This window comes from Clostridium sp., from assembly GCF_051654825.1.
GTDB lineage: Bacteria > Bacillota > Clostridia > Clostridiales > Clostridiaceae > Clostridium.
The window spans coordinates 1-13,143 of sequence record NZ_JBOFYU010000089.1 but is presented as its reverse complement, the minus strand read 5'-3'; the positions used below and the strand labels follow the sequence as shown (position 1 = coordinate 13,143).

Annotated in this window: 11 protein-coding genes; 1 reads left to right on the top strand and 10 read right to left on the bottom strand. The window is 27.6% G+C overall.

Annotated elements, in window-relative coordinates:
* Together ACRDBA_RS05340 and ACRDBA_RS05335 are read right to left on the bottom strand one after the other, a co-directional pair.
* Positions 1–498 (bottom strand): response regulator transcription factor (locus ACRDBA_RS05340; protein ID WP_438571891.1); only part of this gene is annotated, 498 nt, incomplete at its 3' end.
* 37 nt (positions 499–535) lie between these two features.
* Positions 536–1,501 carry a tRNA dihydrouridine synthase gene (locus tag ACRDBA_RS05335; RefSeq protein ID WP_438571890.1) on the bottom strand — a complete coding sequence of 322 codons (966 nt, stop codon included), beginning with the start codon at positions 1,499–1,501 and terminating at the stop codon, positions 536–538.
* Positions 1,502–1,791: 290 nt separating this feature from the next.
* On the opposite strand from ACRDBA_RS05335, the gene ACRDBA_RS05330 reads away from it, so the two are divergent.
* Positions 1,792–2,418: a heme oxygenase (biliverdin-producing) gene (locus ACRDBA_RS05330; RefSeq protein ID WP_438571889.1), complete on the top strand. Its 627-nt coding sequence runs from the start codon at positions 1,792–1,794 to the stop codon at positions 2,416–2,418.
* Positions 2,419–2,568: 150 nt separating this feature from the next.
* Here the strand turns inward: ACRDBA_RS05330 and ACRDBA_RS05325 are convergent, their stop codons facing one another.
* The 8 genes from ACRDBA_RS05325 to ACRDBA_RS05290 form a co-directional block, all read right to left on the bottom strand.
* Complete coding sequence (locus ACRDBA_RS05325; protein ID WP_438571888.1) at positions 2,569–3,537, bottom strand: hypothetical protein; 969 nt, start codon at positions 3,535–3,537, stop codon at positions 2,569–2,571.
* A gap of 3 nt (positions 3,538–3,540) precedes the next feature.
* On the bottom strand, positions 3,541–4,080 hold the full coding sequence (locus ACRDBA_RS05320) for a hypothetical protein (protein ID WP_438571887.1): 540 nt from the start codon (positions 4,078–4,080) through the stop codon (positions 3,541–3,543).
* Between the two features lie 26 nt (positions 4,081–4,106).
* Complete coding sequence (locus ACRDBA_RS05315; protein ID WP_438571886.1) at positions 4,107–4,373, bottom strand: hypothetical protein; 267 nt, start codon at positions 4,371–4,373, stop codon at positions 4,107–4,109.
* An 83-nt stretch (positions 4,374–4,456) separates the two neighbouring features.
* On the bottom strand, positions 4,457–4,681 hold the full coding sequence (locus ACRDBA_RS05310; protein ID WP_438571885.1) for a hypothetical protein: 225 nt from the start codon (positions 4,679–4,681) through the stop codon (positions 4,457–4,459).
* A 59-nt stretch (positions 4,682–4,740) separates the two neighbouring features.
* Positions 4,741–8,352, bottom strand: a complete 3,612-nt coding sequence (locus ACRDBA_RS05305) for an FtsK/SpoIIIE domain-containing protein (protein ID WP_438571884.1) — start codon at positions 8,350–8,352, stop codon at positions 4,741–4,743.
* A 264-nt stretch (positions 8,353–8,616) separates the two neighbouring features.
* Positions 8,617–10,125, bottom strand: coding sequence for an N-6 DNA methylase (locus tag ACRDBA_RS05300; protein WP_438571883.1), 1,509 nt, complete (start codon positions 10,123–10,125; stop codon positions 8,617–8,619).
* Positions 10,126–10,333: 208 nt separating this feature from the next.
* Positions 10,334–12,721: an ABC transporter permease gene (locus ACRDBA_RS05295; protein WP_438571882.1), complete on the bottom strand. Its 2,388-nt coding sequence runs from the start codon at positions 12,719–12,721 to the stop codon at positions 10,334–10,336.
* Positions 12,721–13,143: ABC transporter ATP-binding protein (locus ACRDBA_RS05290; RefSeq protein ID WP_438571881.1), on the bottom strand; the 423-nt coding region annotated here is incomplete at its 5' end. The genes ACRDBA_RS05295 and ACRDBA_RS05290, both read right to left, overlap by 1 nt.

Genomic DNA, 13,143 nt, shown 5'->3' with positions numbered 1-13,143 from the left:
ATTAATTAGTAGGTAATATAATATTTTCAACTCATTTTTTGTTAACTCTTCACTATTTCCATCATGATCAATAGTACTTGATAGAATATTTAATTTTAAACCATTATACTCAATGACATCTAAGTTAGACTTATTAGGATACGCTCTTTTAATAAGTGCATTTACTCTAGCTAAGAGTATTTGGGTATTATACGGTTTTGTAATAAAGTCATCTCCACCTAATGTAATTGCCATAAGCTCATCAATATTTGTATTTCTACTTGTTATAAAAATTATAGGTACCTTTGAAAAGCTACGTATTTCTGTACATATTTTAAATCCATCATCATTTGGTAAATTTATATCTAATAAAATTAAATCAGGATTATTATCTTTTACTATTTGTGGTATCTTATCAAAAGCTTTTGGTTTCAGAACTGAATAGGAATTCATTGTTAATAAATTTCCAATTTCATTTTGTAACTGTTCATTATCATCAATTATCATTATTGTAAACATACTATTATCTCCATCAATAACTTATTTTCCTTATTAACTATTTTTCTAAGCTAAAAAGCCCTGCTCCCTTTATTATTTCTTGATCTCTAAATAAGCTTCCTACAGCCTCATTATAATCACTTATCTTACTTGCTTTTTTTATTTTTTTAGCATACTTCTTATTATCAGAAAATATGTGAATCATATATCCCCATAGCTCTTTCATTCTATACATAGCATTTTTATCTTCTCTTAAAACTTCTTTGTAGTTATTAAATACTTCATCATGGAATTTCTTTAATAGTTCCTTATCCATATATATATTATCTTTTATTTCTCCCATTAAACCTGGATTAGCAATAATTCCTCTTCCTATCATTATTGAATCCACCTGTGGGAACTCTTTTATAAAGTTATTATAATCTTCCACTGTAAAAATATCGCCATTATAACATATTGGATTTTTACTTAATGATAATGCATCCTTAAATACTTCTAAATTAGGCGTATTTCCATAAAAATCACTTCTAGTTCTAGGATGAATTGTAAGCTCTTCTATAGGATATTTATTATATATTTCTATAAGCTTATAAAACTCATCTGGACTTTCTTTTCCTATTCTAGTTTTTATAGAAATCTTCATATCATTTGCTTTATATATTTCTTCTAAAAATAAATCTAGTTCATCCCTTTTAGCTAAAAATCCTGAACCTCTCCCTTTAGATACTACTGTTCCTGATGGACATCCTAAATTTAAATTTATTTCATCATATCCTAATTGTTGTATCTTTTTAGCTGTAACTGTAAAGCCTTCTGAATCATTAGTAAGTATTTGTGGAACTATATCTATCCCCTGATTATTTTCAGGAAGTAAATCTCTAAGTTCCTTAGTTTTAAGACTTAAACTTTGGTTTGGCACTATAAATGGTGTATAGTATCTATCTATATTATCAAAATATTTTTTATAAGCATTTCTATATACATGTCCTGTAATTCCTTCCATTGGTGCTAAATAGTATTTCATTTAATTACTCCTCTGTGCATATTCTAATTATTTAAAACATAAAATTATTTGATTATCTTCTATTGATATTTTATTTTATCATAATTAAAGAATAATAAAAATTATCAATCTAAATACTATTTATTTAATTACATCTTAATGCAAAAAACTAAGTATAATAAAGATAATCTCTGTAATTCTTACTAAATAACTCAGAATTATAAAATAAGCTATAATTTAATAATTGATAATTATTTTCTATTGATATATATTATCGGTATAAGATATAAAATTTATTTGAGGTGAAAAAAATGAAATTTATGATGGACATTAGAGAAAAATCTTCTTTACTGCATAGTGCAGCTGAAAACACTGGATATATAAAAAAAATAGTAAATGGAAAAGCTACTGTAGATGGTTATGCTGAATATATATTTAACTTAGAAAAAATGTATAAAGCTATAGAAGATGCTTTAGATAAAAATGAAAATAATTCTATTGTTAAGCCATTTGTTACTAAAGAATTATATCGTTCAGAACTTATAAAAAAAGATTTAGACTTCCTTTTAGGAGATAAGTTAAATTCAATGAAGACTCTTGCATCTACAGAAGCTTGTGTTGCAAAAATTGAAGAATTATCTAATACTAATCCTGAACTTGTAATTGCTTATGCTTATACTAGATTTTTAGCTGACTTATTTGGTGGTAGAACATTCCTTTCATTATTAAGCACTAGCTACAATATTTCTAATGAAGGTTTAAACTACTATCAATTCCCTGAAATCAATGATTTAAGAGGATATGTTATGAAATACCACAATATGTTAGCAGAAATAAACTTACCTGATGAAAAGAAGGTAGACTTTATAAATGAAGTAAATAATGCTTATGTTTATAATATAGCTATATCAAATGAGCTAGATGCTAAATTAAAATAATCTTAATTAAATAAAAACTCCTAGTAATATTTTAAAATACTACTAGGAGTTTTTTAGATTATGTAAGACCTTGAAAATGTTTAAGTATAACTGAGTATCTTTTGTACATTCTTACACTTTTTGTAGATTTCGCTAATCGGATTAGTTCTTCTATCCACCTAAATATCTTTCAGCTATTGCTTTCTTATGCTGCAATATTTCCATCGAATTACGAATCATTTCGACAGAGCGGTAAATAGTCATATGTACATCATTTAAAAATTCTTCAATGTCATAGCATGTCTCTTCATCAAAATCAACTTCATTATATCTATAGCATGACTTTAATCTATGATACAACATTTCTTGTTCTGTAATAAAGTTTTGTAGTTCTCTTATAGACTCATTTAAAGCTTCAATTGTAACTTTTGCATTTGTTCCCTGAACACTATAACTAACCCCACTAGAACCTGCTGAACTAGAATTGCTTATACTAGCAAAAGCATTATTAGAGCTTAAATTAACATTATCTTTAACTCTCCACTCTGGCATAAGCTGTTCCTTAACTAGCGAAGCTACTGCACATAAAAACTTACTACCTGTTACATCCTTAGCCGTATCAATAACAATATCCAAAACTGCAGACTTACTATTATAAGAATACTTTATACAATCAGTAAGATTTGTTGTATTTACTTCTCTTCCCTCTTTAATTTCCAAATCATGAGAAACCTTTGATAAAGAATACATAGAAATATTATAACAAGCATTCCAAACAGTTAATTCCTTCATATTTTCCATAAATACAGCTTCTGCCTTGCCCTTTTTATCAATAAAAGATTTTATGTTTTCAGGCTTACCATTACAAATACTTAATACACTTGAAATAGAATCATTAATCATATAGCTTATCCCAGACTTCATGCATTTTGCAAAGCTAACTACCTCTTTAGCAGTATCTATAACTTCACCACAAACAACCTTTGCTACTGTTGAAACTACTCTTTCTGGAACAGACTTTCTATTATCTATAGCTTCTTGAATATATTCATCAACTTGAACCCTTGAGCTTTCCATCAAAATATTATCACGCTCATAGTTACTTAACATTTCTTTGTTATAATTATATAAATCACTCATACTCTACACCATAAAATATATTAAATTATTAACATATAATTTTAATATTCTAGAAATAAAAATAGCCTTATTTATTTCCCCCCCTAATTTATTATATATATCACTGATCTTATCAGTAGCATTTGCCACTGACCAAATTGAAAACTCAAGAGGTTCTAAATCTATCATTTCACTAGTTAAAACATTAAACTTAGTTACATCATCTAGATTTACACCCATACCTAATCCCTGTCTACATAATCTAAAATCCTTTAATAAGTTAAAAGTATATTCAATGTCTTCATCTATATCAACCTTAACTAAGATTCCTTCATCTATAAACTTATTAATATACGTTTCAGAGTCCTCTTCACAGTTTAACTGATTATACTTTTCAAAAAAGCTATTCTCTTTTAGCGCATGACAAGCTACTTGCCATACACTAAAAGATTTGTGTTCTAAAATTACGGTATCTTGACCTCTATCAACGATACCGATTACCCCCTCATTTGTAGGCATTAACCCAATAGAGTATCCTACTGTTACAAAATACTTATTACTCATTTATACGTCCACCCCTAACAACTATATTAATCATTATACTCATCTAATATAGAAGCCTTTCTTTCTAAATGTCTAATAGTTTCCTCACAAGTTGGCATTACGGAACCAACACCTCTTGTTACCATCTCTAAACACTCACCAAATTTTTGATATTGTGGATCATTCCAGTCATTACCTAAATTTCTATAACAATTATTTAATCTACCAATAACCTCTCTTTGACCCTCTATAAAATTCTTAATCTCCGCAGCAAACTCTCTAATCGCCTCAGGCGTTGCATTTATCTTACTCATTATAAATCTCTCCTCTTCTCTCTTTTCCATTATCTTTTATTTCTTATCTTATCTTTTCTCTCTTACCTCTTCTCTATTACCTCTTACTTCAAAAGATCATCTAGTCTATCTTGTTCAATTTCTCTATCAACTTTTGCTATATACGTATCTCTTTCTTTCTTTTTCTTATTTGACTTTGCTATTAAGTAAATTACTACACATCCTATAGCTATACAAATAAATAATGGACTAGTAACTACTATTAATATTTTTTCTATTATTGCCATTGCTATCGCTATAATAAACATACCGGCCAAAATTTGTACCATATTATAAATGTCTCCTTTTTAATGTCTAGTCTACGAACTTGTACACTAATTTAATTTGTTTATTTTATAAATTTATCTTCTATCCAATCTACTGTTGGTTCTTCGTATATTCTAAACTTAGTTCCTAAACCAGTTATATCATCATAGAAGATTGCATTATTTTCATTTAACTTTTCAGTAGTAGATGAATTTACAAAAGTATCACCTTCTCGTCCATTCATATTAAATGCAACTCTTAGGTTTATATTCTTTCTAAATACATATCCTATTTTTTCATCTACTCTTTCGTAATTTCTATAACTATCAGCAGTTATAACTACAAATATTCCAAAGTTTCCGCCATCCTTAATAAGTGTTTTAAACTTATCTGAAAGGCTTGGTCCTTTTGATTTACCAAAGCTACTTGGGAATCCTAGTGAAAAATCATCAGCCGGTTCTGAAACATCCTCGCTAATTAATAAATCTCTCGCTCTTTGCATTCCATTTATTATTAAATATCTAGGAATAACCTTATAATTATCGCTACCTCTTCTTCTTATATACTCTTCATATAAATCACTTATTAATATCTTTGCTGGTACAGAGTCAGAAGTTTCAATAATATCATTATTACCCTCAACTAAAGCCTTAAAGCTATTAGATTCTTCTAAAATATTATAATTGTAATCAATAAAACTAATCATACCCTTTTCTAATCCATCATCTAAAAGCCTAACTTGTCTAACTATACTCATAATAATATAAATTAAAACACTTCTAATTTGATTCTCATCAGCACTTATAATAGCTAAGTTATTTACACCTTGATTAAACCTTATAGTAACTGGCTGTCCAATTCTTATAGGTTCACCAATCCATGCTGTATGCACAAATTTTGATAACTTAATATTCTTATCATTATTAAATGGGCTTATAGTATCAAGCTGAACATTAACGCTATCATTACCTTCAAATACCTTACAAATATGATTACTGTAGCTTTCCTTATATGTATTTTCTACATTAGTTAAGATTTCATTTCTCTCCTTATCATCAACATAAGCAACTCTAAATCTGAAATTTTCACCTTTTCCATTTTCACCGTTATAAACTGCAGCTCCAATTTCATTACCTAATCTGTTTATTTCATCATTATCATGACCCATTAAAGCAGCAGCATCCATAGCACTACACTTTAACCCAATTCTAACTGCCATCTGCTCAATAGTTTCAGGTGCTAAAGTAGTGTCACTTGTATTTTTAATAGTTTGAGATGCCATTAATACATTAACCCCAAAAGCTCTACCTTGATTTATAATCTTATTCATTAACTGAGCATTATGTCTTGTAATTTGAGCACCTTGACTTGTAGTAAATAAATTCGTAAACTCATCTATTATAAGAAGAATTCTTGGAATTTTCTTACCTGTCTTTTGAACATATCCCTTAAGATTTTCAACTTCATTAGCCTTAAATAACTTTCCTCTTTCTTGAATTTCTCTAACCATGAATTCTAAAATACTTTCACCAAACTCAACCTGACTTTCTAAAGCTATAAGCTTTATATGCGGAATATTATATTTAGCATAAAGCTTAAATTCTATCCCTTCCTTAAAGTCCATAAGATATATATTCAAGTCATCTGGAGAGTAATTCTTTACTCCACTTAAAATTATAGTATGTAATAAAGTACTTTTACCTGAACCAGTTTGCCCTGCTATTAAACCATGGTGACTTACTCCTTTACCAAAGGAAATAGACTGGACTTCTCCCCTATTACTTTTACCAATAGGAATTATTAACTCAGCAGAAGCATCACTACTTGAAGCATCACTACCTATAGAATTTAACTTAAAGCCTTGTTTTTCTTTTTCAGTTAATCTAGCAGCAATAGATCTTAATACTTTCTTCTTAGTAACCCCGTATGGTATAGCCTCAATTCCCTTAACCTTTAACCCATTTGGAAGAGTAATTCTATCCCCATGCACTAAGATAACATTCATTTTTCTTCTTAAAGCTTCTATTTCATCCTTATTACTTCCAAAAGAACTCTTATGAGTATTTTCTATAATCAAGTTAACTCCACACCTTGGTCCATTTGTAGCTATGTTTGTAATCTTATTAATTAAAGAACTATCAAATAAATTAGAAAAACCTAAAATAGTTACAGTTCTAATCGGTTCAATAGAATCTTCATTTTCCTTATTATACTCTATAATGCTACTATACTTGTTTCCAAGCTTATTTTGTATAATCTCCATTATTTCAGCAATTAAATAATCTAAGATTTCATTAATTTCATCCTTAGTAGTATAAATCTTCTTACCAACTAACTTTTCATTAATTCCTCTTGCTTCACTATAATCAGTAAAATAATTGCCTGCATAACATGTATCAATAAATATATTATTACTTCTTAACCTAGGCGCATCACATATTAAGCTAGAAATTATATTATTAATGCAAGTTTTCCCAAGTTCATTATTATTAGGATTTTCAAAAAACATAGAAAAACCTTTATCTATAGGTATATTTAAAGACATTGTATTTACATTAAAATTATTTTCTTCATTTATCTTAAATACAACTTCCTTAAACTTATTTCTCAAATCTTCATTTTTAATAGATGCAATTTCATCTTCAATCTCAGTTACATGAATAAGACCTAAACTAACACTTTGCCCTTTATTGGGAACAAATACTCCCTTTGCTTCATCTTTGATATGACTTGCAGGCTTAAATACTAACTTAGATATTAGATTTGTCCACATATCTAACAACGGCTTTTCAACAACCTCAGGATCTAACTTATATACACTTTTAGGTATTAACTTAATATGGTTATCTACATAAATATTTATTAACTCTTCTAATGCTGCTCTTAAAGCTATCATTAAAGAATTTATTTTAATACTTATAAGACTATAATTTTCAAAACGCTTTACCCCTTCAAGTATAAATGCGTTATGAAGCTTAAACATATACTCAATATGCTTTTTGCAACCAGCCGATTTAATTCCAACAAACCCTTTAACACCCTTAATAGCTTTTTCAGTTTCCCTAACTATTAAAGTCTCTGGATACGTTTTAGTTACCTCCGAAATAGTTAAATAATTCTCTACGTTAAGTGTTTCCGCCCCACTCTTAAATAGCCTATTAGGATTTGCTATTTTATTATAACTATCACTACCTAATTCCACCTTTAATGGTGCTGATATAGTCGAATATACATCTCTATAGCTTCTCTCACTTAAAAGTAGCTTATAATGATTTTCCTTAATATGACTTAAACTTTTATATACCTGCTCACACAGTATGTAAGATGGTTTCTTCTTATCTTCTAAAAGCTCTAAAGCCATTAAACATCTACTAATTTCATTAGAAACTACTTCTTTTATTTCCTTAGGATTCGATTTTAAAAGCATCCCCTTATACTCTTTTATCTTTTCTTCATTAGCAAGCTCTTCATATATAAAGTTGCCCGAATTAATAAGCATCTTATATCCATTTGATTCAGTTAGAGAATTTAATGCATCCCTACACTTTGCAAATTCATCACTGCAATCATAATACCTTTGCGCGTCTTCTAAATACCACTCTCTTTTAGTATTTAAATATGTACTTCCCACTTCATTCTTAAAATTATTATATTTTTTCCAAACTAAGCTATGTATCTTAAATGCCGAATTCATTTTGTCCCCCACCTTATAAGTAAATAATGTATAATTAATCGTCAAAATTTTATTATCACACTAAATTATACTCAAATATGGAAAATCAGTCCACTTTTTTCGACAGCTATTTACATTTACCTATATATAAAAAGATACGTAGCTGTTTAAACTACGTATCTTTCTTAATAATAAAATATTTTTTTCACTCTACAACGCTCTAGAAAGCTATTGAATAATTCTTCAAATGATCTTATATATATGTTAGAAATCGCTCTATTTACCTTAAGTATTTCTCACTAAATTACTTTTAAATTTATTTATTATATCAATTGATGTATTAGATATATTTGCACTTTTATTTATAATCTTATCTATTTCTATCATTATATATTCTACACTTTCATTTTTACAAGCTAAATTATAAGCATCTTTAGAAAGTCTTGATAATTCATCCTTTTCATTTATACTAAGGCTTACTAATGGAATTCTCCATACATAACCAGATGTTATCATATTACTTCTAATTAAAATACCTCTTACTATATATGTAACTAAAGTTGAGTTTAAGTATGCTAATAACCACCAGGAATCATATTCATTACATATAATATTTGGATTAACTCCAAATGTACAATTTATAGGAAGCTTTGATGCCGTAAATTGAACTCCCATTGAAGAGCAGCTTATTCCCCCCTTAAATATTAATGATTTATTTCTTACCATAAATGTTTTTACTTCTTTATGCAGCCTAAAAAAATCCTTATGTATATAAATATAATTATTAGTATAAAATCTGTTTTTTCCTGGATTTTTATAAAATGGCACTGTATATGGCTCTTTCTTTTCCTTAGATAAATATGCTTTATCATTACCTGTTGAAATTCCAGTTATACAATTAAAGCTTTGTCCTAGCCTTTCATTATTAAATAATATTTTTATATCCTTTGGACACTCTATAACAAATTCATTATTGTCCATTTCATTATTTAATACTATATCCTTTAAATCATATTTATTATAATTACTATCTTTTATATTTTTATTTAATACCTTCTTTAATTCATTAGAATTTATAGGTCTATTGTTAATAGTAATTTCTCCTTGATTCTTTCTTCCCTTTTCTAATATTACAATGCTTGTTCTAACATCTGCCCCCTGATGTAAAAATAAATCAGTAGGACACATAGTAATTTCATGTATAGTGCATTCTCTTAATATTTTCTTTCTTAATCCTTCATGAAACTTAGATGTAAAAAAGGAATCATGAGTTATTAACCCAATAACTGCTCCCTCTTTTGCAATTTCTATAATTGCTGATATAAACATACTATACATATTATGTACACCTATATCACCAAAGTAATTTTTTAACCTCTTTTTATTTTCCTTTATAAAGTTAACTTCATGACAATTATATGGTGGATTTGCAATATAATAATCGTAATCTAACTTTTCATCTTCGCCTAAACTAAAGGAGTCTGACTTTTTATCATCTATTTTTTTGCAATAATACTCTATAAAATCAGTGTTTTTAAAATTACATTTGTACTTATCTTTATATTTGATAATATCCATGCCATCTATAGAAATTTTCTTTTCAATAAAACAATCTAATAACTCTTCCTTTCCACAACATGGGTCTAAAAGACTTTTTCCATCACTTTTAATCTTCATCATTTTTAATGATATATAATGACTAATAAATTCTGGTGTAGCATAATATCCTACTTCTCTTCTATTTATTTGTTCTTTATTTCCTATTAAAGCTACTTCCTTTTTCTTTCTAGCCACCTTGAAACCACCTTTTAAAACTAAAATGTATCTTTGAAAATTATAACATACTTATAAAGCTATTAATAAATTTATTTAAATTGTAAAAATGTAAAAGGTTGTAAGATATGCTTTTTGCATTACCTTACAACCTTTTATCTCATATCAATCTTCTTACGAAGTTAAACTCCACATTAAGTTTAAAATTTTATATTTATATTGTTTTAAACTACTCGCTATATCTAACTCTATCTACTAATGAATCCTTATTAAAGCTTCTTGTTATTCCATAAGATAATAAAATTTGTGCTATTAATGGCACTGCTATTAATAATATAGTTTCTAAAAGTGGGTATGAATAAGTAGCGTAACTTGCTCCTGAATTTCTCATCATTATAACAGCTATATATCCTAATACATTACCTATTGTTAATGTAACCCCTATTGCTACTGTTATATAAAAGAACCCTTCCATTTTTATCATTTTAGTAAATTGCTTGTTAGATAAACCTATGGCTTGTAACATTCCTAATTCCTTTTTTCTAGCTACTACACTAGTTATCATTGTATTAATAAGATTTATAAATCCTATAATACCTATTATGATAACTAAGGAATAAGCCATCAACTTAGTTATTCCAACTGCCATTTCATTAGTTTTATAAGAAACATCATAATATGAAGCTTCTAAAAATGCTTCGCTTTTTACTAAAGCTTCTATTGATTTTTTTACATCATCATACTTATTATCTTCTATATATACTCTTGCACTAATTGAAGTATCGTTTTTGAATAAATTCTTATAAGTTTTTTCTGGTAATACAAATGTACTTCCAATTAAATTATCTGTAATAGCTGAAATAGTTAATTCTTTCTTTTCTTTTACTCCATTATTATCATATTCTATAGTAATTTTATCTCCTACCCCTACACCATAAACCTCTCCTGCATATGTGTGATCTAAAATTACACTATTTTCATTTTCAAAATCTACACTTCCATCTAATACTTTAGAATCATCAGTAATATCCTCTTTACTAATTATTGAAAAATCAGCCCAATCATCCATTTCAAGCCACTTAACTGTAGTATTTTCTTTAATTTTAACATCAGTAACTCCATTAATTTCTTTTATTCTTTCTATAGAATTCGTAATTGGATTGTTCTTTTGAATATTATATAATTCTTTTTCTGGATTATCTGGAGATTCCAATGAATAATTACTTAATCTAACTACCATTTTCGATCCTTCATATCCATGTTCTGTCATCTTATCAATATTAATAGCCTTTAATACTGTTGATGCAATTATAAATAATATTCCACTTAAGCATAATGAAACTAATGTTATAACTGTACGACTTTTATTTCTTTTTAAATTTGCCTTTACTAACCTTGGTACTGTTATTTCTAAATATCCATCTCTAGTTTTAGATTTACTATTGCTTTCACCATTATATCTCATTGCCTCTACTGGTGATATTTTTGATGCTATTTTCATTGGTTTTAATATAGAAATATATACTGTTACAAAGCTTAATATAATTGCCCCAATTAAAACTAAAATATCATATTGTGATGTATTTATATCTGTATTGCTAATAGCTATTTTTATAACTAGCTTCCCTATTATATATCCTAAAATAGCTCCTATAGGAACAGCTATAGATGAAAGCAACATACCTTCTCTTCTTATTAATTTCTTTATTTGCTTTTTAGTAGCTCCAATTGCTCTTATTTTTCCATACTCTTGTACCTTATTTATAATTGAAATATAGAAAATACTATATATAACTATCATACTTGATACTATTATAAGTATAGCAATAGCTACTCCTCCCATTATAACTGTAGGATCTGGCTTATTTGATTTTAAATAATTTGAATTAACCTTAATACTAGAAACAGGTATATTAAAATCAGCTGCTATTTTATCTGATATATCTTGAGCTAAATATTCATTTATTGAACTTTCATTTTTATACTTTACATAAGTTGTAAAAGTAGTCCCTTCATCAAATTCTTCTTTAACTAAGTAATCCTGTGATACTGCGCCAAAGTAATCCCCTGTAATTATATTAGCTTCTGGACTTTCTGCTATTCCACTTACTACAAAATCCCTAGTTTTTTCAATACCATCTTTTCTTGATTCATAAGTAATAGTAACAACATCACCTATCTTAGCTTCTTCTTTTCCTAAAGCTTTCATATAACCTTCTGCTATTAATATTTCATTTTCCTTACTTGGAAATCCCCCTTCTTTTATATTAACTTCACTAATATGCTTATTATCTAAAACATCTGTATATTGAAGAGCAAAAGTAAGATTCTTTTCCTTATTTTTTGAAATTCCTATAGTTTTAACTACTTGCATTGAATCTATTTCAATATGGTTAGATAGCTTTTTATTTATATCAGCTGTAGTTGATTTAAAAACTACATGATGAGCCCCAAACATATTTTTTGCGCTTTCTATATTTGAAAGCCCCCAATTTACACATATCATTCCAACAGATGTTAAAAGACACGTTGTTAAAATTATAGTTAATACTATTAATATACTTTTTGATTTACTCTTTTTTATACTACTTTTAGCTAAATTCCCTATAGTACTCATTAGATTACCACCTTACCATCTTCAATAGTGATAATTCTATCTGCCATTTGAGCTATCCCCTCATCATGAGTTATCATTACTATTGTTTGATTATATTTTTTTGCAGACATTTTTAGTAAGGTTAATACTTCCTCTTCTGTTTTAGAATCTAAGTTACCTGTTGGCTCATCTGCAAGAATTATTGATGGCTTTGCTGCTAATGCCCTTGCTATTGCTACTCTTTGTTGTTGTCCACCTGATAATGTGCTTGGTAAGCTTTTCTTCTTTTTTTCTAATCCTAATGTCTTTAATATATCTTCTACAAATTCAACATCTACTTTTCTTGAATCTAAACCTATTGGTAAAACTATATTTTCCCATACATTAATAGATTGTATTAAATTATAATATTGAAATATAAATCCAATTCTTCTTCTTCTAAA

Coding starts and splice junctions, on each gene's coding strand:
- ACRDBA_RS05335 (WP_438571890.1), bottom strand. CDS start 1,501: ATGAAATACTATTTAGCACCAATGGAAGGAATTACAGGACATGTATAT.
- ACRDBA_RS05330 (WP_438571889.1), top strand. CDS start 1,792: ATGAAATTTATGATGGACATTAGAGAAAAATCTTCTTTACTGCATAGT.
- ACRDBA_RS05325 (WP_438571888.1), bottom strand. CDS start 3,537: ATGAGTGATTTATATAATTATAACAAAGAAATGTTAAGTAACTATGAG.
- ACRDBA_RS05320 (WP_438571887.1), bottom strand. CDS start 4,080: ATGAGTAATAAGTATTTTGTAACAGTAGGATACTCTATTGGGTTAATG.
- ACRDBA_RS05315 (WP_438571886.1), bottom strand. CDS start 4,373: ATGAGTAAGATAAATGCAACGCCTGAGGCGATTAGAGAGTTTGCTGCG.
- ACRDBA_RS05310 (WP_438571885.1), bottom strand. CDS start 4,681: ATGGTACAAATTTTGGCCGGTATGTTTATTATAGCGATAGCAATGGCA.
- ACRDBA_RS05305 (WP_438571884.1), bottom strand. CDS start 8,352: ATGAATTCGGCATTTAAGATACATAGCTTAGTTTGGAAAAAATATAAT.
- ACRDBA_RS05295 (WP_438571882.1), bottom strand. CDS start 12,721: ATGAGTACTATAGGGAATTTAGCTAAAAGTAGTATAAAAAAGAGTAAA.